Here is a 26,044-nt window from a genome sequence, read left to right as displayed (position 1 = left end):
CGAACAGATGCCCCTGGTAAAAATGGCGATGTAAGAATGGCGGAGATTCCACCTAAAAATCAGGCGAATCTGTTCAAATAAACTGAGCCACTTCTGAAGGTCAGGATATTTTCAAGATGCCGTGAAAGTAACTGTCCCACCCGCTTCATTGGTTCCAAGCCGGAACGATCAATCCATTTTATCCAGCGCTTGAAGAATCTCCGTCCCCATCCAGGAGACATGTAGCCCTACAATGGCTGCAAGTTCTCTCTCATGGCCCACGCTTTGGCCACCTTGAGAGTGCTGGCCTTGAGGACGTCAAATGTCGGCTGATGCTTGGCAGGCAAGTTCTCGGGGCGAAACAGCCAAAGGTACTTGGTCCCTTTGAGGGTTTCGTCGCCTGAGCCATCAGGGCCTTATGTTCTTGCTTGCGCACTTTATCCACGGCTTCATTCATGTGTTTCATGACATGAAATCTGTCATGGACGATTTTGGCTCCGGCATCCGGCACATGCGCCTTGGTCGCCGTGAAATATGCCTCCCACATATCCATCGCGATGGCCTTTATGGATTCCAGTTGGCCTGGCGAGAGCCTGCGGTAATATTCCTCCAGGCTGCTCTTCTTCCGATCTTCGGAAACATGCTCGACCGTGCTTCGCATAAGATCGCAGACGATGGTCATGTAGGAGTGTCCTTTGCGGAATGCTTTCTAGTCCACTCCGAGATAATGAATCGGACGGGCCTCCTTGCGTGAAAGGCCTCGTCGAACAGACGATCAAAACGGCTCTTCAAATTGTTCGCGCTCCTGACACGGTGACCATCTTTACAGTGGAGGCTTAGCCTCTCCAGTTCTTTAAGCCAAAGGCGTTTCTGTTGTTCTGCGACCTGCCGATTCGCACTGTTTTTTGGTCGTTCACAGATGTAAACCTCCCCAAGTTAGTGCCATCCAAAAGTAGAGGTTTCCTTGGGTGAATTTTTCATGAGGAACTCTGCCGGGGTCAAATCCCCAAGGGACTCATGGGGCCGCTCCTCGTTGTACTGCCTCAGCCAATTCTCCGTAATTTCTTTCACTTCGGTCAGCGATTTGAACAGGTAGAAATCCAGCACCTCTTCCCTGTAGGTCCTGTTGAAGCGTTCAATGTACGAATTCTGTGTTGGCTTACCTGGCTGGATGAACTCCAATTCCACGCCATTCTTCTCGGCCCAGTCAGCCAGCAGCACGGAAATCAGTTCCGGCCCGTTGTCCATTCTCAGCTTGGCAGGCAATCCACGCCAAGCCACTATCCGATCCAAAACCCGTAATATCCTTGCCGCTGGCAGATTCGTGTCGACTTCGATCGCCAAACACTCACGGCTGAAGTCGTCCAGTACGTTGAACGTCCGAAATCTCTGAGCGCTGGCCAGGGCGTCATGCATGAAGTCAATGGACCAGCAGACATTCGCGCATGGTGGAACCGCAAGTGGTTGCGGACTACGCGAAGGCAAGCGCTTCTTGCCTTTACGCCGGAGGTTCATCTTCAAAAGACAATATATCCGGTAGACGCGTTTATGGTTCCAGCGGAAACCGTGTCTGCGTAACACCGCGAACAGTTTGCCGAAGCCGTAGCGAGGATACCGGTCGGCCAGTCCCAGTAGCGCTTCAATGACTGGCGAATCATCCCGTGGCTTGGGCTCATACCGGTACACCGACCGGCTAAGATCCAGCGCTGCACATGCCTGCCTTTCGCTGAGCCCATGCTCACTGTGCATGAAATTCGCTATCTCGCGCTTCTCGACTGGCCTCAGAGCTTTTTTGCGATAACGTCCTTCAATGCCTCGTTTTCGAGGCTAAGATTTGCGAACATGCGCTTGAGCTTGCTGTTCTCTTCTTCAAGCTCCTTGAGCCTGCGAACGTCCGAGGCTTCCATGCCTCCGAACTTGGCCTTCCACTGGTAGTAGGTGGCCTGGCTCACGCCATGTTCGCGGCAAATATCGACAACCTTGCGACCGCCATCGGCTTCTTTCAAAATCCGAATAATCTGGCTCTCCGAAAATCGAGATTTCTTCATCTTGCCCTCCGTGAAGCAATCTTTACCAGAAATCTCTATTTTTCAATGGCCCTGTTTTACGGGAAGGCTACAATTTAAGGAAGGTCGCGCACAGGACCGGCCAAAGAAATCCTGGGCCTCATCGTGATACTCTACGATTTTTTTGACAATTTATTATAGATAGGAGAAAAATTTTTGATCTTCGAGAACCATATGCTCCAGAATTATGTCGGTAACAAGGAATGAAAATAATTCGCCGACATGAACTTTATCATTTTTAAAACTGGCAATTGTTTGAGCCATTTTTTTCTCAAGTTGTCTATGAATATTACAATGGTAATTATATTCTGAAAATTCTGACTCACACAATAATTTTTCCTCATCAGAGAAGTGTTGAACAGTCTGATTTAAGAGATTTTTTGCTAAAAAAAGAACATCTTTATCAGTTCGTCCTGTGATTATTGCGTTAAGGAGTTCGTTTGCGCACGTGAAAAGATGTCTGTGTTGACTATCTATGAGTAAATTTCCTGATGCGTACTCGTCTTTCCATATTAACCGAACAAGTTGGGATTGGGTCGGTTCAGGAGTTATCTCTGTGTCACTCAGATCTTCTGAAATAATTTCAATGCGATTTCTTCCAGACTCTTTTGCCCGGTATAATGCTTGATCTGCTATATTCAGTCTTTCATCGATAGATTTATTGCCACCACGGAAATATACCATCCCGATGCTCACCGTGAAATTAATTTTACCATCGCTGGTGATTACCTCGATTTTTTCTATTTGGCTACGCAACCTCTCTGCAAGATTTAGTGACGTCTTCTTGTCTGTATTTAAAAACAGTATGCCAAATTCTTCCCCTCCAATTCTTCCGAATATATCAATTTCACGTAATATTTTTTTGCATTCTCCTGCCATTTTTTTGAGAACAATATCGCCTGTTTCATGTCCATACGTATCATTGATACTCTTAAAATTGTCTACATCAAGCATGGCTAACGTCTGGGATTCGTTAAATCGTCTGCCTCTAATCATTTCTCTGGAAGCATGCTCAAAAAAATAACGCCTATTTGCTATGCCCGTTAGCGTATCTTCACGGGATATTTTCAATAATTCTTCTTCAACTTGTTTTTTGCGTGTTATATCTTGTATCTGCGAAATGAAAAATCGAGGTGATCCATCTTTGTTGACTACCAAGGAAACACTAAGAAGGATATTGATAATGTATCCTTCTTTATGAAAGTAGCGCTTTTCCATTTGATAGGTGTCGATGACTCCAGCCAGCATTCTGGTCACATAGACCAAGTCTTCATCAAGGTCGTCAGGATGCGTGATATCTTGAAAAGTTCTGTCTAAAATTTCTTCTTCCTGATAACCAAGCATTTCGCATAGCGACCTGTTGACTTTTAACCATTTCCCATCTGGCGCAACAAGCGCCATGCCTATTGATGCGTACTTGAAAGCATTGAAAAATATGCTGTCTTCTTCAGGTGATATTTCTATTGTGTGGTTGCTCATAAAATAAATATATCTATAAAATACGTTATTATTTGATTAACATATTCATTAGAATTAAAAGATTTTCAATCAAATCTAAGCTTGCTCATTTCTTCCAAGACGTGATGTTTAAGTATCGGTTTTACTAAATATGCGGAAGCTCTGCCTTCATTGAAAGCTTGACTGACACTATCAACGCTGTCTAGAGCGGATGTTATGATAACCTTAACTTGTTTGAGTTGAGGTATCCGCATTTCAATTTCTTTTTTTCTGATTATGGAAAGGACGTCTTGTCCGCTCATACTTGGCATCATAATGTCTAAAAAAATAATATTGTATGGATCTCCTTCTGCCCATGCACTGTCGAATGCTTTTATAGCTTCTGGCCCATCTGCTACGTCATCTATTTCGCCATATTCGCATAAAATTTTATGCAACAACATGACGCCTGAAATATCATCTTCAACAATCAAAAATCTCATAAATTTACCACCCTTTTAATATCAATATTTTTGCGCATACTGAATATACATAAGCATGTGTTATATGGTTTATAAACAAATGTGATAATCATATATGCATTGTGTCTAAATTCAGTTCATCAAGAAAGTTTGGATGATCAATGAGAATAGTTTCCAGGGCGTCAACAGCGGAGGGGGCGAAGCAGAGGTTTTTCTTCGAGCGCAATTCCTTCATGGCAACTTCCTGGCCAAGACCGGGCCTGTAGGGACGATAGGAAGACATAGCTTCAAACACGTCAGCGACTGCAATGATTTGCGCCTCCAAGATGATATCATTCTTTTTCAAACCATTCGGATAGCCTGAACCGTCCAAGCGCTCATGATGCTGAAGAATTATGTCGCCCACAGGCATGTTGAAGGGTATTTCTTGTATGATTTGGTGGCCTATTTCAGGATGATATTTTATTAAATTCATCTCCGCTTCGCGCAATGTTCCTGGTTTGGCAAGGAATTCAGCAGGGACGTAAATTTTACCAATATCATGAAGTTTAGCCGCGATCTCCAGTCCTTCCAGGTGGCCGGGATCTAAGCCCATGCGCTTGCCGATCTCTTTCGCCAAACGGGCGACTCGGATCTGATGTCCAGCAGTATAGGGGTCACGTATTTCCGTCATTCGGCCTAAAGCTTCGACGGTTTTGTTGAGCGTCGTCTGCAGCATAACTAGACGGTCGACCTGCAGCATCTCTTTTTCTTTTTGGTCTGTGATCTCGCGCATCATACCAAATAGTTTCCAAACCTTGTTGCCATCCTTAAAAACGTCCATGTACAGAACGATCCAGCGAACGCTGCCGTCGCTGATTAAAATGCGAAACTCGGCCTCTCTGTTCTGTCCACTGTCTCGACAGTCGTAGATAATGGAGATCAGTTCAGCGCGGTCCTGCGGATGCACTGTGGCAAAAAGGGCGGCCAAACCGACATCTTCGTCCGCTAGTCGGCAATGCATGATCCGTTCAAAGCCATCGCTCCATCTCCAAGTATCCTGAAGAAGGTCCCATTCCCACCTGCCGAGGGTGTCTGTTCTGCTGTGCAGGGCGTTCTGTGTGTCCTGCATGCGTAATTCGCTAAAATATTCTTCGAGAATTTCTGTTAAATGACTTGTTTCTATGGGCTTTGTCAGAAAACGATGGATCTGCCCTGCGTTGATTGCGACGATTACCCTTTCCATGCTCGCGTGGCCCGACAGGATGATGCGGACAATTTGTGGCTGGCGGTTACGGACAATACTCAGGAATTCCGAGCCCGACATTCCGGGCATTTGTTCATCGGCAACTACGATGTCGATTTTTTTCGAGTCGATTAATTCCAAGGCTTGGAAAGCGGACTCGGCGAAATGACAACGAAATGGAGCATGGTGCAGCGCACGCCTTAAACCCTCCCGAACCGCAGGTTCGTCGTCGACGAAAAGAACAGATTGGTCGCGGAATTTGGAGTTTTTGGTCAAAGCGGGCCTCGCGGGTTGAAAATGAAAGATTTTTTTTTTCTATTAACAAAGTTCCAGGGAATAATCAAAATTACTACCTTGATTTTATCGTGAACGCCGAGTTCCCTGCTGAAAATTATACAAACTGTATTGCGCGTCATCTCCATATGAGCTAAATTGTATGTACGTACAAAGAAATACGGAAGTACCATGAAAAATGACAAGAAAAATTTGATCCTTCAGGCCGCTTGCTCCGCTTTTACCGAATCGGGCTATGAAAAATCAAGCATCGAGAGCATCTCGCGGCGGGCTGGGGTCGCCCAGGGGCTTGCGCGTTATCATTTTGTTAACAAGGAAACCCTTTATTTCAATTCCTTGGTGTTCGTGATGATGGGGTTAAGGGATCGGCTTCAACGCGAAGTAGGAGCTTTGTCTTTGGGCATGGGCGAAGCGACTAAGGAATTTGTGCGTTCTTATATGGCTTTTACTTCGGACGCGTCGACAGGTTACGCGATGGTCTACCGTGAACCACCTTTCGCAATGCTCAGCAATCCTGAACACATGCCGGCACTGGCCTCACTCAGTCTGGAAGTCGTCCAGATTCTTGCCCGGAAACTATGTGCCAACAAGGATCCCGAGACTGCTCTTCGTATAGCTGCGTATGTGGTAACGTCGCTTCACGGCGTCCAGCGGGCGAGATTTTCGCCCGTCTACAGGGAGCTTGTCGATATCGATGAACTGGCAGATTTTTTTGCTGGAGCCGTTCAGAGCATGTCGGATGAAGATTGTGAGGGTCGAATTTCTGCTCAACCTATTCTGCCGAGCCCGGTTCGGGGTTGCAAATGAACACATTCGTCACCTTGCTGCGAGCAAAGGAAATGTGGCTCATGGAGCGCATACTTAATTATGCTCGTCAGCATGGCTATGCGGTCTATACGTCTACACTTGTCGAGGCGTGGAGAATTTCCATTGCAGGCTTGACCGAGGCTGTTGCCTCGGCTTTTGAGTCTTCCGAATTTCCGGAAATCGAATTGGCGGTGCATACGGACTGGTCTAAAGATCCCGTGTCCCGCTTCGGCCTTAAGGAGGCCCGCCTTCACAGAGGCAGGGGTATAGAACTTGGCATGTTCCTTGGACTCTTTGTCTACTACCGCCAAGCCTATCAGGACTGTGTGCGCGAATTCCTTTCTCCCGGCGAGGAGCGGGACAGGATTGAACATGTCTTGATCAGGCTTTTCGATCGCATGGGGACCGCGTTCTGCTCCGAATGGGCCGAAGTGGATGCAGGAAAACACAAGGCTGAAATGGCTTCGTCGTTACGTGAAATGACCAATGAGAAAAACCACTATCTGACATTTTTCGAAAGCCTCGACCAACCCGTTATTTTTTCCTCCTACGATGGCGTTATCGAGAACCTGAATCGAGCGGCTGCCTGTCTTATAAACGAGCATGCCCTACACGGCCAAGATTACTATTCTTTAAAAGCCCAGTTGAATGATGACAGCCTTTGCGGGAAGAATGTTTCCGATATTTTTCCTTGGTTGGCGGAAATCCAGCAAGAATGGCTGGCGGATCGCAACAAACCGTTCGAGAAAATGGTCGAATTGTCTGGCCCAGATCGGAAAACGACATTGCGTGCCAGCATTAATTTTCAGCCGGATGTGTCCGGCAAATTCACGGGCGTTTCCATCCTGCTCCGGGACGAGACAGAACGGCTGAAAAGCCGTGAACGGATTCTGCGAGCCAAGGAAGAACTGGAGCGTACTTTTGACACGATCTCCGATATCGTCTTTCTGCTCGACGGTGCGGGGATTGTTCAGCGCGCCAACAAAGCCTTGGCCGTCCGCCTTGGGTTGACGCCACAAGAGATTGTTGGCCGTTCATGCAAGGAGATGCTTGGCTGCGCTGAATGCCATATCCCTCTTAGCGACTGCTCCTCCACAGAGATTGCCGTTAGCTATCCCAACCTTCCCGGCAGTTTCATGGTTCGAAGTAATTCTCTCTTGGATTCCACTGGGACAGTAATTGGCAAGGTGTTTGTGGCTCGCGACGTGAGCGCTTCGGAGAAAATTAGGCAAACCCTGCTTGCTGTAGAGGGCAAATATAAAAGCATATTCGATAATGCCCCGGTAGGTATATTTCAGAGCACCCCCGAGGGCACATACTTGAGTGTCAATGCAACCATGGCCGCCATGTTCGGTTTTGCCTCAACTGACGAAATGATCAGGCATTACAAAGATATAGCAACGCAGATGTATGTTAACCCAAATGATCGCAAGCAACTAATTGCCGAAGGGCTTGAAAAGGGCGAGGTGTCGGCTCGTGAGTACCGCTTACAGCGCAGGGACAACTTATTGTTCTGGGGTCGGATGCGTGGGCGTATAGTCAGGGACTCCGATGGGCGAGTGCGATATTTTGAAGGGTTTATTGAGGACGTGACGGCAAGTAGAAACGCTCGGGAGAGTTTGATGAGAAGCGAGCAGCGCTTCCGTAACTTGGCTGAAAATATGAGTCAGGGCCTTATTCAGACTGACCCAAAAGGCAATATTGGATATTGTAACAACCATTTCTGCTCAATTGTGCGCAGAGAACACGAGGACGTTATTGGTTCTGATTTCATTGAATACGTTCACGAAGAAGACATGGCTTGTTGTATCGGAATTTTTGGAAGCGATATCTGCGTTCTTCCAGGTTCACGATATGACTTGCGTTTGAAAGTTGAAGGCAATGTTCGTTTTATCTTGGTCACCCCTGTGGCTCTGAAGTCCAACGAAGGTGAGTGCCTGGGTTTTTGGCTTCTGGTTATCGATACCACCGAGCGCAGGATGCTCGAATCCCAGCTCTTGCAGACTCAGAAGCTTGAGGCCATCGGACAGCTCGCGGCGGGTATTGCCCACGAGATCAATACGCCGACCCAGTATGTCATGAACAATATGTGGTTTATCAAGGACGGCATGGAGCAGCTGGGAAATGCGCTTGGTGCGTATAGAAGTCTTGGGACGCAGTCTGATTCGGTTCCTGATTGGACCGCCATGGCCGCCATGGAGGAGGAACGGCAGATCCACTTCTATCTGGACGAGCTGCCAGCTGCCATCTCGGAAACCCTGCAGGGGCTGGATCGGATTTCGGCCATCGTCAACTCCGTCAAGCAGTTCGCTCATCCCGGTCACGACAGGCAGCAGGAAATCGATCTGAATACGCTGATTGAGCAGACTGTCACGGTCTCCCGCAACGAATGGAAGTACGTGGCAGAAACCACAACGGACCTTGATCCCGATCTCCCGCAGGTGGTCTGTTCGTCTCAGGAGATAGGGCAGGTGCTCCTCAACCTCGTAGTCAACGCCGCGCACGCCATTATGGACGCGCCCAGGCAGGACGGAGCGATCGGCAGGATCACCATCAGCACACGCCGCGTGGAGAACATGGTGGAAATACGCGTGCAGGACACCGGAACAGGCATTCCGCTTCATGCCCGAGAGCATCTCTTCGAACCATTCTTCACCACAAAGCCCGTCGGCCAGGGGACCGGCCAAGGCCTGTTCATCGCCCATCGGGTTGTGGTCAAGGATCACGGCGGAACGATTCGCTTTGAAACAGAAAGCGCCCGGGGGACGACGTTCATAATCACCCTGCCCCTGACCGGAAAAGTGGATGGCGAACATCATGGGTAACATCACTGTCCTTTTCGTCGACGACGACAGACGCGTCCATCAAAGCCTCAAGCGTATCATCGTGGCCAGGAGCCTGCCCATCGACCTTTTTGCTGCGTCATCGGCCGCTCAAGCCAAACAGACTTTGTCCGGGCAGTCCTGTGATGTCATTGTCACGGACGCGAGCCTGCCCGACATGGAAGGTTCAGAACTGCTGGTCCTGGTCCAGGAGCGCTGGCCTTTAACCTTGCGCATCCTCATGACCGCAGACGGCGGGACAAGGATCATTTCGAGCCTGCTTGTTTCGGCCCATCAATTGTTGACCAAGCCCGTCACGCCGGAGTGTCTTCTGGCCACGATCCAGTCCGCCTCGCGACTGCGTTTTTTGCTCATGGATCCTCGTTTGCGTGAGATCGTGCACCGCCTGGAACACCTGCCTGTCGTGCCACATGTGTACACGGCTCTGACCCGGGAATTGCAGAGCGAAAACTGTTCGAACCAGTCCGTGGCCAGAATCGTGTCCCGTGACATGAGCCTGACCACGGCCATTCTCAAGGTGGTCAACACTCCGTTTTTCGGTCTGTCGCGACGTGTGGACGAAGCACTTCAAGCCGTGAACATCCTGGGAGCGAATCTTGTCAGAGGGCTCGTCCTTTCCGAGGGAGTCTTCAGGCCTCAGGACCCGGACATGTACCCGGGGTTCAATACAGAACAACTCTGGGGCCACTGCCTTGTCGCAGCCAGATGTTGTCGGGCGGTGATGAAGGTCGAGTGTCCGACCGGGCCTGCGGTGGAAGACGCCTTTCTGGCTGGCCTGCTGCACGATGTGGGCAAGATCGTGATGGCGGAAGGCTGTCCTGAGGACTATGTTGATATCCTTAAAGAATCGCAGACGCGTAACATGCCCTTGTACGAAGTCGAGGCCGATATTCTGGGTGTGACGCATGCACAGGTTGGCGCCTATCTACTTGGACTTTGGGGCTTTTCCGAAAGCGTTGTCATCGCTATTGCCCAGCATCATAGTCACATTCCCGGGCCGCCCCTCTCCCTCTTGTCCGCAGTTCTTCATGTTGTGGATGTGCTGTTGCATGAGCGATATGTCCAGTCGAGCGGGCACGCGCCTCATCTTCCGGCAGGGCCGTTCCTCGATATCGTGGGGGGGACGGAGACCTTGGAGCGTTGGAGAGAAGTTGTGAATTCAGAACTGGATGCCGTTTGATTCTTATTTCAGCATGTGTCCAATTTAACGAAGTTTGAAAATTTAGGAGGCCACGTGCCAAATATCGTCTGGTCCGATACACTTTCCATAGAAAATGCGGAAATTGACGCGGAACATAAGCAGCTTATCCGCATTGCCAACTCCCTCTTGCGGGCAATGCAGGAAGGCAGAAACAAGAACGATTTCGCAAAAATTCTGCACGAATTGCGAGAATATACAGTCTTCCATTTCACCAATGAAGAAGTATATATGCGATCAATTGAATACCCTGATTTGAACAAACATATGGAAGAACACAACATCCTTAAAAGACGAGTCAAGGATTTTCAGCATTCCGTGTTTATCGGAGAGAAGGTGGAATTTGATCGCCTTCGGGAAATGCTTAAGGATTGGCTCGTGGGCCACATTTTGAACTGCGACCTGCTTATTAAGGAATACTTGGCGTCCAAAGATGTCAAACAGGAAGGCCAAGCGTGAAACAAGCCGGACTTCCAATACCATGCATGGGTTTGCTGGAACAGTTTTTCGACGGGGTATATGTGGTCGACCGCCAGAGACGGATCGTGTTCTGGAACAAATGCGCTGAACGCATAACGGGATATGGGCGCGAAGAGGTTCTGGGAAGATGCTGCGCCGACAATATCCTACGCCATGTCAGCCTTGAAGGAAAACCGCTGTGTGAGAATGGCTGTCCCCTGCATGCTACAACACTTGACGCCCAGACCAGGACTGTCGACGTGTACCTTCACCATAAGGCAGGCCATCGCGTTTCGGTGCAGGTACGGGCTTTGCCCTTGATGGACGAATTTGGCGAAATTGTCGGAGCCATAGAAATCTTCGTCGATACCTCACGCCAAGAGGCCATGTTCCGTCAGCTTAAGGAGTTGGAGCGCAGCCTTTATCAAGATGAACTGACAGGGATTGGTAACCGGAAATTCGCTGAAGTAAGACTTTCTGAACTTATGGGCGCATTTCGCGAGCATGCACAGACCTTTGGCGTGCTTTTTATCGATATCGATCATTTCAAGCGCGTCAACGACATCCATGGACATCCGGTCGGAGACAGGGTTATCAGGTTGGTTGCCTGCTCGCTGCAAAACGGATTGCGTCCAACAGACCGAGTCTGCCGCTTTGGTGGAGAGGAGTTCCTCTGTATCCTGCCCAATCTTACTGTTGAAGAGATGCGCACGGTCGCTGAACGTCTTCGAATGCTCGTGGAACAAAGCGGTCTCGATCTGCCGACGGGGATATTGCGGGTGTCTGTTTCTGTTGGTGGGGCCTTGTGTGGTAATGGAGACACGTCCTTTGCAGTGATCGAACGGGCAGATCAAGCCATGTACCGGGCCAAGGATCTTGGACGCAACCGGGTGGTCATTTCGCAGAGTGAGGGCATAAGCTTGTCGTGTCAGGAGTTGAATGCTGTCGAAGGAATGCCAAAGGGTGCTCTATGAGCGATATCCGACTTGAGAAACAGACGATCATTTTGGTCGAAGTCATGTCGGGATCCATGCAAGACATGGCTCTGAGTCTTGAGGCCTCAGATTACCACGTTATTCGTCTTCTTTCTCTTGAAGCGCGTTCATTTTTTTCCAGTCTGAAAGAAGAGGCTATTCTCATTCTGGATTCTGAAATTTCCGGCGAGGAGGCGCTTCAAATCTGCAGTAAAATATCGGACAGGGCCCAGGAGCAGGAGTGCGCCTGCCTTTTCGCGTCCAAGTCCATGAATCTCGACCCGGTTCGACAACAATTACTGCGCGAGGGGCTTGCCCAAGGCGTTGTGCCTTGGCCCGTGCCCGACATTATTCTGCGAAGCTGCATCATGCCCCATACCCGGCTGCTGTCCACGGAGAAGCGTCTTCGGGAGTCACGGCGCAGCGCCAAGAACCTTTTCGAAAACAATCACGCCGTGATGTTCCTGGTCGATCCGATCAATGGCCGTATTGTGGACGCAAACCCTGCGGCTGAGAGGTATTACGGTTGGAGCCGGGCGACCATGTGTAACATGAACGTCGCAGAGATTAACACTCTGAGCCCGGAGGAGATCGCCAAGGCCATGGCTGACGCCAAGGCTTCAAATCTCTATTATTTTCATTTCAGGCACCGCAGGGCGGACGGATCAGTTCGTGATGTTGAAGTATACAGCGGTCCTGTGCGTCACAAGAACAAGGACATCCTCTTTTCTATCGTATTCGACATCTCGGAGCGCAAACGAGCCGAGGCGGATCTCATTCAGGCGCGTCAGGACTGGGAAGACATTTTCCAGGCCATCGGGCATTCGACGCTTATTCTCGATTCTAATTTTCGGATTGTTGAAGCTAATCGGGCGACCATTGAGCTAACAGGGTTGAGCGCGACAGAACTTGCAGGAAGAAATTGCTTCGAGATATTTCATTCTACCAATGCCCCCCCCATGGCCTGTCCGCAGCGTCGGCTTACTGTAAGCACCAAGCTCGAAATTTCGGAAATGGAGGTCGAGACTCTGGGCGGGACTTTTCTCGTCTCCTGCACTCCGGTATTCGACAAAGCGGGAAAACTTAACAAGGTCATCCATATCGCCACGGATATCAGCCAGCAAAAGATTGCCGTAGATGAGCTGCGCAAGAGTGAAGAACGCTTCCGCCTCCTTGCGGATGACCTGCCGGCCCTTGTTTGTGAGTTTCTTCCCGACAGTACTTTAACGTACGTTAACAAGGCCTACTGCGAATATTTTCAAACGACTCCCGAGATGCTCCTGGGCAATCGTTTTCTTGGTTTTATTCCTCCAGAAACTCGCATGGAGGCCATGGGTCATTATCAAGGCCTGACCGTAGATCTGCCTGCAAAGACAATCGTGCATGAGGTGATCCGCAACGGCCAGCGGCATTGGATGGAATGGATTGATCATGCTCTCTTCGATGAAAATGGGAAGAGTGTCAGGTTTCAGTCTGTTGGCATCGACATCACGGAGCGCAGACAGGCGCGTCTCGAATTGATATCTGCGAACAGAGACCTTGAGAACGCCTTGGCCGTGGCTCAGGAACTTGCCGACTTGAGCCAAGCCGCCAACAAGGCCAAAAACGAGTTCCTGGCCAATATGAGCCATGAAATCCGCACCCCACTCAATGGCATCTGCGGCATGCTGCAATTACTCCAGTCAACAACCTTGGACGAAGAGCAAAAACTCTATGTGGAAACAGCTTTTAGATCTTCGCTCCGACTCACGAGCCTGCTGAACGACATTCTTGACCTTTCGCGCATCGAGGCCGGAAAACTCCCCGTTTGTCACGAAGTCTTCGAACTACATTCCTTACAAGAGCAACTGCTTGACGTCTTCAGTTTGACGGTCAGAAACAAGAGTATATCCTTTCTATTCGATTTTGATGAAAATATTCCGGCACAAGTCATGTGTGATGAAGTACGTTTGCGACAAATTCTGCTCAATTTGGTTGGTAATGCAGTTAAGTTTACGGAGCGTGGTGGTGTGGAGCTCTCTGTGAAGTCCTTGGGTCCGGTTCGCCAGAGTCAGATCCGTGTGCTTTTTTCTGTCAAGGACACTGGACCCGGTATCAACGAAGAGATTGTGAGTGAAATTTTCGAGCCCTTCACCCAGGCCGAGAATGTCTATGTCCGCAAATACCAGGGTGCCGGGCTGGGCCTAACCATCGTCCGCAGGCTGGTCGATCTCATGGGCGGGGAGATCACTTTGGAGAATGAATTTGGAAAGGGGTGCACGTTTGTTTTCAGCTTGCCGTTCAAAGTGTCAGACCTTGTCCTTGAAGAAAAGGGCACGGCTGAGGCCAGAGGGCGTTGGGAGACCTCGTTGTCGATTTTGATCGCAGAGGATGATTTCGGTAACGCATTCTTCCTTCAGCGTATCTTGGAGAAGGATGGGCATCACGTCACGACGGTCCACAATGGCAAGGAGGCTCTGAAGACCCTGCGCACAGGATTCTTCGACGTCGTGTTCATGGATATCCAAATGCCGGTCATGGATGGCTTAGAGGCCACCCGCATCATAAGATCCTGGGAACGCCCTGCTTCCACGGTTCCCATCATCGCCCTGACGGCTTATGCTATGGTCGGAGACCGGGAAAAGTTTCTTGGCAGCGGCATGGATGGTTACATTTCCAAACCAGCGAAGCCTAGCGGGATAAGAACTGTAATTTCTGAGGTCATGAAAACCAGGATGAAGCCAGCAGTCTCCAACTTTATGAAAGAGTCAGATCATTAATAGAGTGAACAAGCTGCTCGCATGAGATAACATGGTTTGGGAAAGGCACCAAAGAACACCGTGCTTGTAGCCAGGGTTCCGCAGTTATTAGACCGAGTGCCTATATGAATATATTCAACAAGTGTGCTGCGGAGAGAAGCAAATGAGCGAGCGGATACTATTCGTCGATGATGAGAAATTCGTGTTGGAGACATTCCGGCGCAACCTGAGCAGGCATTTTCAGATTGAAACGGCAGATGGCCCCATGTCGGCACTGAAGTTTCTGGAATCGACCGGTCCCGTGGCCGTGATAGTTTCTGATCTGAAAATGCCCAACATGAGCGGCGTGGAACTCCTGGGGACTATCAGGCAGCGCTGGCCCGACACCGTTCGCATCATGCTGACGGGACATGCGGACCTCGACACAGCCGTATCGGCCGTCAACAAGGGGGCTATATTCCGTTTACTGACCAAACCTTGTGCCCCGGATGCTTTGCTGGCGGCGGTCAATGATGGTTTGCGGCAGTATCGGCTGGTCATGGCCGAACGGCAGCTCCTGCATGGAACCCTGCGGGGGTGCATCCAGGTATTGTCCGAACTTTTGGCTCTGGTCAGTCCCAAGGCCTTTGGCAGGGCCGAGAAGGCAAAGAACCTCATGACGGATATGGCCATGGCACTTAAGCTAGAATGTGCCTGGAAGTACGAGCTTGCGGCCATGCTCAGTCTGGTGGGCTGTATTTCGCTGCCACGCGAAATTCTTGAACACAAATTGGCCGGTCAGGATATGTCCGCCGAAGAGCAAAAAATTTTCCTTATGCATCCGACCATCGCTGGAAATCTTCTGCGCAATATACCTAGGCTTGAAGGTGTGATCGAGATTATTTCAGAACACGAGACTCCCCTTTCGGAAAACCCTTGCGTGGGAGCGCGAATGCTGAAGGCAGCCCTCGATTTTACAGACTTCGAGGCTTCGGGCCTGTCAACTGAGGATGCGCTGCAGCGGATGTGCAAGACGCCCAATTTGTACGACGGCAGAGTCGTCGCAGCCTTAGGCGAGGTCGTCGAGCGCAGGGGGTGCAGTGAAATCATGAGCCTAGGCCTTCATGAACTGCGTGAAGGCATGTTGCTCATGGAGCCGGTCATGAGCGAGAAGGGGGCTGTCCTCTTGGAGAAAGGGCAGGTAATCTCCCTTTCTATGCTGGAGCGATTCCGGAATTTCGGGACCATTCTTGGTGTCAAGGAACCCATTTATGCCTTGGTGCGCAAAGAGCCGGATTGAGAGCGGGTATTTGACGCTCAACGGCCCGAGTGGCCTGACCTTGAGTGCGCGACGATGCGCGATGGCTGGTGCGCATTTGATGAGTACATTATCCCAGGCCCGGAGTGTGTTTTTTTAGAACTTGCCGCAGATCCTGGAGATTGACCGGCTTGCCCAGGTAGTCGTTCATCCCCGAGGCCAGGAATTTCTCCCTGTCGCCGCTCATGGCGTAGGCCGTCAGGGCGATGATGGGGATGTCTCTCTTCGTCCCCAGCCTGACAGAGGATCTGATCGTCTTCGTGGCCTCGATGCCATCCATGACCGGCATCTGGATATCCATCAGAATCATGTCGAAGTCGTTTTGCTCGAGCAGGTCGAGCGCCTCTCTGCCGTTTTTGGCGATGACGGTTTCGTGCCCGCATTTTTCAAGCAGGGTTCGTAAGGCATAGGCGTTGGACGAATCGTCCTCGGCCAGCAGGATGCGCAGGGGTTGGCTGGTAAATTCCGGCGCCGAAACGGCCAGGTGTTCGGTGCTGGCACGTTCCGATGGCAGGCGGAAGGGCAGGACGATATGCACGGTTGTCCCCTCGCCGGGTATGCTGTCCATGGTGATGTGTCCGCCCATGAGCTCCACGAGCCGACGTACGATGGCCAGGCCCAGCCCGGCGCCCTGAAACCTTCGGGTGTAGGAGTTTTCGACCTGGGAAAAGGGCTGGAAGAGTTCGTCCAGCCGCTCGGGAGGAATCCCAATGCCTGTGTCGGCCACGCTGACAAGCATATGTACGATCCCCTCACGAATCTTGATGGGCGTCATTTCCAGCCTGACGGAGCCTTTCTCAGTGAACTTCACGGCGTTGCCGACGATATTGAAGAGGATCTGGCGCAGGCGCAACTCGTCGCCAAGCAGACTGGCAGGCACGCTCGGGTCGATGAAGCTTTCCATCAGAATTCCCTTGCTTCGGGCCGCGACGAGGAGGAGCTCGAAAACGGAGTCGCACAATCCTTTCGTGTCGAATTTTTCTTCGCGCAAGGTCATCTTGCCGGCCTCTATGCGTGACAGGTCGAGCAGGTCGGTCAGCAGACGGGCGAGGCGGTCCGAGGACATGATGGCCATGGACACGTACTGCTTCTGCTCAACATTGAGCTCGGTCATCTCCAGCAGCTGCATCATGGCCATGATACCATTCAGCGGCGTGCGGATCTCATGGCTCATGTTCGCCAGGAATACGCTCTTGGCCTTGTTGGCTGCCTCTGCTTCCTCCTTGGACTGGATAAGTTTTCTTTCGATGTTTTTCTGGGCGGAGATGTCCTGCGCGCAGACCAGGACCATGGGTTCCTTCACGTTCCGTAACATTGCTGTGCTGATAAGGAGGCAGCATTCGCCGGCCATGTCCTGAGCGATGTTTAGCCAGTGTTCAATGCCGTGTCTGCTTCTGCCATCGGCAAAGGTGCCGCAAAGGGCCTGCTGCAGAGTGCAGGAACTGCACCCCTTTCCGGTCCCGCAGCCCCCCGGGGCGTCGAGGCTGTTGCGGCAGAGCAGGGCGTCTCCGCATTTTTTGCCCAGCATGCCAGCGGTCGATCCGCCAACCAGCAGGGCGGCCTCCTGATTGACTTTGATGATGCGCATGTCCCTGTCGAAGATCATCATTGCGGCGGGGGCGCTTTCGTAAATCGCTGACAGTTCGGCCATGGCTCCATGTAGGTTCATGAACGTATGCTTGCGCTCTACGGCATATCTGATGGCCCGAAGCAGTCTTTCCTCGTCGGTTTTTCCCTTGATCAGGTAATCCTGGGCACCTTCGCGGATGGCTTCCTTGCCGGTGGTGTCATCGTCTAACCCCGTCAGGACAACCACAGGCAGTGAAATGTCCGCGTTAATCACCGCACGCAGTGTTTCCAGCCCCTGGCTGTCGGGGAGGCCGAGATCGAGCAGGACGATGTCCACGTTGCGGGAGGATATCTGCCCGAGGCAGGAGGATAGCGTTTCCGCAAATTCGAAACGCAGGGCCAACGTGCCTCGGGCGAGTTCGGAAATCAGGCGGGCGTCGCCGGGGTTGTCCTCCACCAGCAGGACACGGACTGCCAGGTCTCTCATGATGTTACCTCCGAGGAGTGCCTATCGGGGTTTGATTCCGTCGGGCAGTTTGACGATGCTCAGCCAGAAGTCCTCGATGGATTTAACCACCTTGACGAACTGCTGAAAGTCCAGGGGCTTGGTGATGAAGCAGTTGGCGTGGAGGCCGTAGGCCTTGAAAATGTCCTCCTCGTCGCTGCTGACAGTCAGGATGACCACCGGAACGCGTTTGAGGGCGTCGTCCGCTTTGATCTCCGCAAGGACTTCGCGTCCGTCCTTCCTGGGAAGGTTGAGGTCCAGGAGTACAAGGTCCGGCCGGGGCGCGTCCGCGAATTTCCCCTCCCGGCGCAGGAAGGCCATGGCCTCCTCGCCGTCCCTGACGTGGTGCAGGGTGTTGCGGATCTTGCTTTCCCGCATGGCTTCCATGGCCAGTCGGGCGTCTCCCTCGTTGTCTTCGACGAGCAGGATGGCGATCGGGTGAACGTGCATGCTTTTCATGGGCTCTCTCCTGTTGTTTGCGTGATGCGCGGGAGGGTGAAGAGAAACGTGGAGCCCTTGCCGGGAGTCGACTGGACCCAGATTTCTCCTCCATGGCGCTCGATGATGCATTTGCACAGGGCCAGGCCGATCCCGGTGCCGGGGTACTCCTGGCGTCCGTGCAGGCGCTGAAAGATGACGAATATCTTGCTGAAGAATCTCTCCTCGATGCCGATCCCGTTGTCGCTGACCGAGAAAGTCCAGAAGCCTTCGGCGTTCTGGCATTCAAACGCCTCTACATGAATTCGGGGCGGGCGCTCCGCAATCCGGAATTTCAATGCGTTTGAGAGGAGATTCTGCATGAGCTGAACGAGTTGTGGCCGGTCGCCGAGAACGGAGGGCAACTCGTCCGTTGAGACCAGGGCTCCCGATTCAACGACTGCCGCATGAAGATTCCGCAGTGCCTCCGCCAGCACCTCGTGCATGTCGACTTCGATCATCTCTCCACCACGGGTGGTGACACGGGAGTAGGCGAGCAGATCCTGAATGAGGCGCTGCATGCGGTTGGCGCCGTCCACGGCGTAGCCGATAAAATCCCGTGCGTCCTGGTCGAGGCGGTCCTCATAGCGGTCGGCCAGGAGCTGCGTGTAGCTGGAGACCATGCGCAGGGGTTCCTGCAGGTCGTGGGAGGCCACGTAGGCAAACTGCTCCAGCTCCTGGTTGGAGCGCAACAGGTCCCGGGCCAGGGCGTTCAGTTCTTCCTCTTGCTTCTTGCGGTCGGTGATGTCCACGGCGATTTCCAGGCGCACAAGCCTGTCATCACGCCAGCGAATCGCCTGGTCGCGGCAGTCGAACCAACGTTTCGTCAGGGTGTTCTGGAATTCCCACTGATAAACGCCCGCAGGACGCCCTGCCGCGTCCAGGAGATGGTCGTTCGTGCAGAACGGGCATGGTGATTGCTGACCCTGCTGCAGCACCTCGAAACATTTCATGCCCGGAGAAAATTTTTGCAGCCTCGTGCTGCCGTAGTTGTTCAGGAAAAGAAGCTCGTACGTCTGCATGTCGGCCACATAAACCACCGCGTCCAGATTGTTCATGACCGCTTCGAGATGCGCGTGGGACGTCTCGAGCTGACGCTGAGTATCTTTGAGCTCCGTGATGTCGTGGGCCATGCTGATGACTGTCCGGCGCCCGTCCTCCAGGCTTCCAAGCGGAGCCGAGGCGAAATCCCAGACCAACTGCTTGCCGTCGGCGGCGGTTATGACGAACTGACCTTCCTGCTTGGGCTCCAGGATGGAGTATAGAGCGTCGATGACCATAGCGACATTCGGGGCGCCGTTCCCATAGGCGAGCCGCGTCCAGTCCGCGACGGAAGGGATTTGCCCGCGGTCGTAACCCGTCAGTTTTTCCCAGGCCTGGTTGACGCTGATGACCTCCCCGTCCTCGGCGTGCACCATGATCGGGAAGGGGGCGAGGTTGATGGTCCGCCGCCAGCGGTCTTCGCTGAGCTTCAAGGCCTCTTCCGCCTGCTTCCGGGTCAGGATGCCCCAGAGGCTTTCGAGAAAGAGCGCGGTCTCCCGCTGGTCCTGCTCCGTGTAGTCCTCGTTTTTGTTCGCCAGTCCCGCCACCATGGCGACCCGGCCGTTGCGGATCAGCGGGACGGTCATCAGCCGGGTCAGCTCCACGTGCCCTCCTGGGCAGCCTTTCTTACGGGGGTGGAAGGTGGAGTAGTCATTGACCGTCACCGCCCGCTTTTCATGGATTGCAGTTGTCCAGAGGCCGCCGTCGGGGATGCTGAAATCCACGGGTCTGCCCTCTACTGCGCAGCTTTCCATGGCGTGCTCGGACCAGAGCTGCGTGGACATGGTGGTTTCAGCGTCGTCGACGAATCCGAGAAAGCCCAGCCTGCTGTCCGTGATCCTCACCAGCGTGTTGACGGAAGCCCCTACAATGTCTTCGGCCGGACGTTCAATCTGTTCGAAAAGTTCGACCAGGGCCTGCGTTCTCATCCTGCGCTGGCGCTCGACGCGGTCCTGACGCTTTCGTTCCGTGATGTCCCTTGCTGTGGCGACAAGAAAGTCACCATGTTCAGATGGCACATAGCGCATCCCAATTTCCACCGGCAGGCAGGTGCCGTCCTTGCGTTGATGGGTGGCTTCGACGAGGGTCGTCCCCGATTCACGGATTTCCCGAATGCGCATGTCCCAATTTTCCGAAGGGGCCGGATCGAGTTGTCCGAGCGTCATGCCGAGGAACTCCGCGAGGCCGTAGCCGAGCACGCGGCAGGCCGTGTCGTTGACATCGAGGAGGCGCAGCGATGAGGGGTCGATGACGTACGCGCTGTCGTTGCTGGCGGCCATGACGGTCCGCGATCGTGCGAGCTGCTTTTCCGACTTGTAGAGGCTGTTCAGGAGAACCCTCTTTCTGCCCTGCGCGATGATGAGCAGCAGGAGGGCGAAGCAGGCGATGCCCAGGGACGTGGCCGTGGCGATGAATGTCTGGGAAGAGCGGGCCGCCGCCACGATTTCCGCCACGTCGATCTTGGCCACCATGAACCATTGCGTGTCCGGTACCGGCATGATCTCGGCGACGACCTCCGCCCCCCTGTAATCCTTTCCTTGCGAGGACACGTACGTTTCTCCGGCAACGGCCCGGGCTGCGGGAGCGTCCGCCCGTGTCAGTGGGATGCGAATGGTCATCGGTGGCGCCGGGCTGAGCAACAATGTGTTCAGGTAGAGGACTTGCTCACCGTCCTTCCTGACCAGAAGCGTCTCTGCCGTGGTTCTGGGTGTGGGCCATGTCTGGATGAGGGGGAAGAGGAACGTATTCGGGTCGCAACGCAGCACGAGCACCCCGCCCGAAGCGCCGTCATCGCCGAAGAAGGGGGCTGCGACGTCAAGGTGGATTCTACCGGTCCGTGAGCACGGAAAGAAGTCGCCGAACAAGGCCTTGCCTGCGGATGCGGCGTCACGGACAAGTTGCAGGAGTTCGGGCTCCATGTCGGTGTCGTCGAGACCAAGGATCAGCCGTCTGTCCTCGTTGAAAAGCAGGATGTTCTCGTAGCCGTACACTTCGCGCAGGCTCCGCCAGTGTGAGAGCAGGCCGGAATGGTCTTCCTCGTGGCCTGCGACGGCCCGGAGCAGGGTTTCGCGGAGGGGGCCGGAGGTATTCGTGGCGGCGTCTCCGATTCTCTCACGACGCCACGTCGATATCTGTCCGATCTTCAGGTTCGCGACCGTCCTGAGCTCGCTCTGTCGGTCCGCGCGTATGGCGGCGACCTGATGCCGGAAGGCCCAGAATCCCAAGGCTGCGAGCACGGCCGAAGCGGCAAGGAAGAGCGTTGCCAGGGGCCATCTGATCATGACCGTTTGCGTGTCCATTGCAGGACTCCGTGAGATGTCTTTCATACCTCACCGGGCGGCGGCCTCCGGTGGGCCGGTTGATGCGCATCGTTCTCGGGCTGGCGGCAGGTGTGCATCCTGAGCGCTTCAACGAGGGAGTCCAGCTTGACCGGCTTGCCCAGATACCCATTCATTCCCGCAGCCAGGAATTTCTCCCTGTCGCCGCTCATGGCGTAGGCCGTCAGGGCGATGACGGGGATGTCTTTCTTGGGCCCCAACTCGACGGAGGATCTGATCGCCTTCGTGGCCTCGATGCCGTCCATGACCGACATCTGGACATCCATGAGAATCACGTCGATAGCATTCTTTGCAAGCAGTTCAAGGGCCTGCCTGCCATTTTCGGCCACGGTCACAGCATGGCCGCATTTTTCCAGCAGGGACCTTATGGCGAAGACGTTGGACGAATCGTCCTCGGCCAGCAGCACGCGCAGTGTCCGGCCATGACCGTCCTTTCGCACGATGTCTTCATTTTGTCGCGGTTCACTGTCTTCGGGTAGCTTGAACGGAAGCATCACGTGAACCGCGGTGCCTTCTCCGGGCATGCTGTCCATGGTGATGTGGCCCCCCATAATGTCCACGATCCGGCGCACGATGGACAAGCCTAGGCCCGCGCCCTGGAATTTGCGCGTGTAGGAGTTTTCGACCTGGGAGAAGGGCTGGAAGAGTTCGTCGAGATGTTCGGCCGGGATGCCTATGCCCGTGTCGAACACACTAAAGAGCAAATGAACGAATCCTTTTTGGGAAGCTAGCGGGGTCAATTCAAGCTTGACCTCACCTCTGTCTGTGAATTTTACCGCGTTGCCAACGAGATTGAAAAGAATCTGGCGTAATCGCGATTCATCACCCAGCAGCGTGGCTGGACAAGTAGGATCGATGGACTGCTCCAAACGAAGTCCTTTGTTTCGTGCAGGAATGAGGAAAAGTTCAAGAACCGACTGGCAGAGGTCCGGCAGTTTGATTTCGTCTTCATGAAGAGTCATTTTACCGGCCTCGATGCGGGAAATATCGAGCAGATCCGACAGCAATCGGGTCAACCTGTCAGCCGAATTGATTGCCATGGAAACGAATTGATTCTGTTCGGCAGTGAGCGTGCTCATCTCCAGCAGCTGCATCATGGCCATGATGCCGTTCAATGGGGTGCGGATTTCATGGCTCATGTTGGCCAGAAAGGCGCTTTTGGCCTTGTTTGCCCCCTCAGCATCCTCTTTAGCCTGAATGAGGGCAAGCTCGTTCTGCTTTTGTTCAGATATGTCTTGGAAGGCTCCTTGGGCCCCGATAATCCTGCCTTCTTCATCTCGGACCGCTTCACCTGTGGTTCGGACCCATACGTGTTTCCCCTTCGCAGTGACAATCTGCATTTCCTCGTCATAGGGTGTGCCATGCTCGATGCACGCCCCGAAGACATCCTGGATTTTTCCGTGCCACTGAGGTGCGTAGAAATTAATTCCTTCTTCGACACTGGGAGAATACCCTTTTGGCATTTCATGAATAGCTGCAACCTGATCGGACCACTCGACTTTGTTCTGCGCTAGATTGACGATCCAGCCTCCAAAGCGGGCTAACCTCGCCGCTGTATCAAGCAAGACCTTGCTTTCTCGCAGCTTTTGTTCAGCCTGCATGCGGGTGAAGGCGATACCTATGCTGTTTCCGAGTTCCTCGCAAAATGAAATGAATTCAGGATTAAAAAAGCCCGGTCGATGATCAACCAGTTGCATCAGGCCGATGATCGTCCCCCCCGTGCGTAAAGGTATCAGGGCCAGCGATCTGGTCTGCATTTGAAAACAGTGCGGCCGGGTAAAGAGATTTTGTCCACCCGTGTGGTCTTTCGTATTTCGGATCGAGAGCAGTTCGTTGGTCCAGAAGCTGCCATTGGGCGAGAAAAGCGGGTGATCCACCGGATGCTTGCCACTGATAACCATACCGCACACGCAGTCGAGGAATGGGCTGCCATCGTCTTGGTGACGTCGGATCGAACCGTCCGCCTCAAGGATAAGGAGGCTCTCCTCCGGGGAGAACTTCTCTGGGCAACCCTCGCGAACATGATAGGGAAAGTCTTCCCCTTGTGGAAGGCGGATACCCACAGCCTCGATCGTACTGAATTTTTTTATTTCCTTGACGAGATCTCGAAGGAGGTCTCGCCATTCATTTGGGCGATTGAGAATACTCAGCACGCGCGCGTGCATAATCTGACGTCTTTCAGCGTGCTTGCGCTTCGTAATGTCGTGGGCCAGAACCAGTTCTGCATTTCGGTTGTCGAAAAGCAGCGTGTGGGACGTAATCTCGACATTGATTATGGAGCCATCCTTCCTGCGGTGGCGCCACTCACCCGCCTTGTCCAGTCCTTGGCTGACAGCGCTCACGTTTTCCAGCAGAGCAGGTATGTCCTCCTCTGGCCTTATTGTGTCGATGGTCGCTGCAAGGAACTCCTCGCGGCTATAACCGTAGTTCAAGATGGCCGCATCGTTCACTGCCAGAAAACGAAGAGTCTGGACATCGTAGACCCACATGGTGTGCGGGTTGGTTTCGAAAAGCTGGCGGTATCTGACCTCGCTCTCCCGTAGCGAGGACTCGGCGTCCTTGCGGGTCGTTACGTCCGTATGGGTTCCGCTCAAACGGGTGACTCGGCCGTCAGGACCTTGCGTTGAGGAACCCCGTCCAAGAATCCAGCGGTATGAGCCGTCCTTATGCTGCATCCGGTATTCCACCTCGAAGGACGGGATTTCGCCGCGTCGGCAGCGGTCGTTTTCCTCGATGACGCGTTCCAGATCCTCTGGATGTAAACGCTGGGACCATTGCTCGAAATCATTGGGGAGTTCCTCAGGGCTGAAGCCGATAATCTCCTTCCATCTGTCGGAGAAAAAAACGGTACCGCTGGCAACATCCCAGTCCCAGAACCCGTCGTTCGAACCCTTAAGAATGAGTGTGTAGCGTTCTTCGCTGGCCTTGAGTGCCTCGATGGCCCCTTGCTTTGCTGTGATGTCGCGAATGGCGGCTATGTGGACTGGGCGGCCCTGTTGGACAAAGAAACGGCCGGTTATCTCTACAGGAAAGGCACTCCCGTTTTTTCTGCGGTGGTAACGCAGAGGGATGTGCACAATTTGGCCAGGATCAGGTGATGGGGTTTGCGTGATGTGACTTGTCTGTTCGGGTTCAGAAGAGAGATCGACGTTGCGCATGGCCAGAAGTTCTTCGCGGCTGTAGCCATAGAGTGAGCACGCTGCTGAGTTGGCCGCAAGAATGCGTCCCGTCTGGTTGTCAATGAGAAAAATGGCGTCGGACTCCGCCTCAAAGAGTTGCCGGTAGTTCTCTTCGCTTTGACGCAGTGCCGCCTCACTTTTTTTACGTGTAGAAATGTCTCGAAGGAAAGCTACGAACATCCCCCCGGCAATGTCGAGCCATGTCGTCGAAATTTCGACATCGAAGGCGCTGCCGTCTTTGCGACGGTGTGTCGTTTCGAAAAGTTCCGTTCCGTTGCTTTTGACGAGTTGGAGTCGTTTATCAACTTCTTTTGGGCCATCATGCGCGTCTATGTCAGCAATGTGTCTTGATATAAGTTCCTGCCTTACGAAGCCCGACATGCGACAATATGCGCTGTTCACATCTTGGATGAAACCATCGAAGGAAACAAGCCAGAACCCGTCACGAGTGGTCTCCAGGATAGTGCTCAAGATTTGTTGTCTTTCCATGAAATCGTCCTCGAAATTCGGCTTCTGCTAGCTTTATTTCATATAATTCAAAATGTTAAATTTATGTCTTCGAGGCGGAAAACCAAGTTTTTTCGAATTTCAATTAGGATGTAAAATAGTTACATTGAAATTATGGAGAAGAAAAGGCTGTTTGTTAAACGCGTCTTAACTAGAAGTTGAGTATCCTGTCGGCACGTAGCACATGCTCATACAAAAACTTCATGTTTGAAAGCTTGACATGCTCAATCGCATCCACGCCGTGGATGCCTATGCACTTGCCTCAGGCGACGAGTACGCCCTCACTCAATGCAAAAAGCTTGGCCTGTTCAACGATGGGAAAGGTTTCGCTGTCGCCGGCGTAGAGGTCCACAGCCGGTCCATTCAAAAAAAGAGTCACGTCTTCCCCTTCGGTCAGCAGGAAGTTGCCGAACCTGACGGTGTTCCATTTGATCTCTGGGTCGGCGTTGGAAAGGATGAGAAGTATTTGCATTATTGCTCCATTTGTTAATTTTAAATCGGAATATTCGATAGGATGGCTACTGTAAACTCAGAAGTGGCTCAGTTTATTTGAACAGATTCGCCTGATTTTTAGGTGGAATCTCCGCCATTCTTACATCGCCATTTTTACCAGGGGCATCTGTTCGGC

Annotated in this window: 18 protein-coding genes and 1 pseudogene; 7 read left to right on the top strand and 12 right to left on the bottom strand. The window is 52.7% G+C overall.

Translation table 11 applies throughout. From position 1 onward, the window contains the following. Positions 1-95: 95 nt before the first annotated feature. The 6 genes and pseudogenes from CVU60_17620 to CVU60_17595 form a co-directional block, all read right to left on the bottom strand. Positions 96-751, bottom strand: a pseudogene (locus CVU60_17620) (ISL3 family transposase). Between the two features lie 164 nt (positions 752-915). Continuing rightward, positions 916-2,027, bottom strand: a protein-coding gene (locus CVU60_17615) for an IS3 family transposase (GenBank protein PKN40082.1) whose coding sequence is annotated in 2 segments (ribosomal slippage) — positions 916-1,775 and positions 1,775-2,027 — 1,113 coding nt in all. Because the reading frame shifts where the segments join, the coding sequence is not laid out codon by codon here. Positions 2,028-2,180: 153 nt separating this feature from the next. Continuing rightward, the gene (locus CVU60_17610; GenBank protein PKN40081.1) at positions 2,181-3,524 is read right to left on the bottom strand and encodes a hypothetical protein; all 1,344 of its coding nucleotides are present in this window, start codon (positions 3,522-3,524) and stop codon (positions 2,181-2,183) included. Between the two features lie 65 nt (positions 3,525-3,589). Further along, positions 3,590-3,985 carry a response regulator gene (locus CVU60_17605; protein ID PKN40080.1) on the bottom strand — a complete coding sequence of 132 codons (396 nt, stop codon included), beginning with the start codon at positions 3,983-3,985 and terminating at the stop codon, positions 3,590-3,592. Between the two features lie 88 nt (positions 3,986-4,073). Beyond that, positions 4,074-5,465 carry a hypothetical protein gene (locus CVU60_17600; protein PKN40079.1) on the bottom strand — a complete coding sequence of 464 codons (1,392 nt, stop codon included), beginning with the start codon at positions 5,463-5,465 and terminating at the stop codon, positions 4,074-4,076. Next, positions 5,462-5,656, bottom strand: coding sequence for a hypothetical protein (locus tag CVU60_17595; protein ID PKN40078.1), 195 nt, complete (start codon positions 5,654-5,656; stop codon positions 5,462-5,464). The genes CVU60_17600 and CVU60_17595 overlap by 4 nt, the downstream gene beginning before the upstream one ends. Here CVU60_17595 and CVU60_17590 point away from each other — a divergent pair. From CVU60_17590 to CVU60_17560, 7 genes are all read left to right on the top strand, one after another. Then, positions 5,655-6,290 (top strand): hypothetical protein, encoded by a 636-nt coding sequence (locus tag CVU60_17590; GenBank protein ID PKN40077.1) that lies wholly within the window; start codon positions 5,655-5,657, stop codon positions 6,288-6,290. The two genes, CVU60_17595 and CVU60_17590, sit on opposite strands and share 2 nt — an antisense overlap. After that, positions 6,287-9,115: a hypothetical protein gene (locus tag CVU60_17585; GenBank protein ID PKN40076.1), complete on the top strand. Its 2,829-nt coding sequence runs from the start codon at positions 6,287-6,289 to the stop codon at positions 9,113-9,115. The genes CVU60_17590 and CVU60_17585 overlap by 4 nt, the downstream gene beginning before the upstream one ends. Beyond that, the gene (locus tag CVU60_17580; protein ID PKN40075.1) at positions 9,096-10,313 is read left to right on the top strand and encodes a two-component system response regulator; all 1,218 of its coding nucleotides are present in this window, start codon (positions 9,096-9,098) and stop codon (positions 10,311-10,313) included. Before CVU60_17585 ends, CVU60_17580 begins: the two co-directional genes overlap by 20 nt. A 15-nt stretch (positions 10,314-10,328) precedes the next feature. Beyond that, a complete protein-coding gene (locus CVU60_17575; GenBank protein ID PKN40074.1) occupies positions 10,329-10,790 on the top strand; it encodes a hemerythrin in 462 nt (153 codons plus the stop codon). Continuing rightward, the gene (locus tag CVU60_17570; protein PKN40073.1) at positions 10,787-11,764 is read left to right on the top strand and encodes a sensor domain-containing diguanylate cyclase; all 978 of its coding nucleotides are present in this window, start codon (positions 10,787-10,789) and stop codon (positions 11,762-11,764) included. Before CVU60_17575 ends, CVU60_17570 begins: the two co-directional genes overlap by 4 nt. Continuing rightward, positions 11,761-14,523 carry a hypothetical protein gene (locus CVU60_17565; GenBank protein ID PKN40072.1) on the top strand — a complete coding sequence of 921 codons (2,763 nt, stop codon included), beginning with the start codon at positions 11,761-11,763 and terminating at the stop codon, positions 14,521-14,523. Before CVU60_17570 ends, CVU60_17565 begins: the two co-directional genes overlap by 4 nt. Before the next feature lie 142 nt (positions 14,524-14,665). Continuing rightward, complete coding sequence (locus CVU60_17560) at positions 14,666-15,781, top strand: hypothetical protein (GenBank protein ID PKN40071.1); 1,116 nt, start codon at positions 14,666-14,668, stop codon at positions 15,779-15,781. Positions 15,782-15,869: 88 nt separating this feature from the next. Here the strand turns inward: CVU60_17560 and CVU60_17555 are convergent, their stop codons facing one another. The 6 genes from CVU60_17555 to CVU60_17530 form a co-directional block, all read right to left on the bottom strand. Continuing rightward, positions 15,870-17,855 (bottom strand): hypothetical protein, encoded by a 1,986-nt coding sequence (locus CVU60_17555; protein PKN40070.1) that lies wholly within the window; start codon positions 17,853-17,855, stop codon positions 15,870-15,872. A gap of 21 nt (positions 17,856-17,876) precedes the next feature. Further along, positions 17,877-18,332: a response regulator gene (locus CVU60_17550; protein PKN40069.1), complete on the bottom strand. Its 456-nt coding sequence runs from the start codon at positions 18,330-18,332 to the stop codon at positions 17,877-17,879. After that, positions 18,329-21,718: a hypothetical protein gene (locus CVU60_17545; GenBank protein PKN40068.1), complete on the bottom strand. Its 3,390-nt coding sequence runs from the start codon at positions 21,716-21,718 to the stop codon at positions 18,329-18,331. The genes CVU60_17550 and CVU60_17545 overlap by 4 nt, the downstream gene beginning before the upstream one ends. Next, entirely contained in the window at positions 21,715-25,398 is a 3,684-nt protein-coding gene (locus CVU60_17540; GenBank protein ID PKN40067.1) for a hypothetical protein, read from the bottom strand. The genes CVU60_17545 and CVU60_17540 overlap by 4 nt, the downstream gene beginning before the upstream one ends. 169 nt (positions 25,399-25,567) lie before the next feature. Continuing rightward, positions 25,568-25,669: a hypothetical protein gene (locus tag CVU60_17535; protein PKN40066.1), complete on the bottom strand. Its 102-nt coding sequence runs from the start codon at positions 25,667-25,669 to the stop codon at positions 25,568-25,570. 9 nt (positions 25,670-25,678) lie between these two features. Then, positions 25,679-25,888 (bottom strand): sulfur reduction protein DsrE, encoded by a 210-nt coding sequence (locus tag CVU60_17530; GenBank protein ID PKN40065.1) that lies wholly within the window; start codon positions 25,886-25,888, stop codon positions 25,679-25,681. Positions 25,889-26,044 lie beyond the last annotated feature (156 nt).

Source organism: Deltaproteobacteria bacterium HGW-Deltaproteobacteria-18, assembly GCA_002841885.1.
In the GTDB taxonomy this organism is placed as follows: domain Bacteria; phylum Desulfobacterota; class Desulfovibrionia; order Desulfovibrionales; family Desulfomicrobiaceae; genus Desulfomicrobium.
This window is presented reverse-complemented; position numbering and strand designations above follow the sequence as displayed.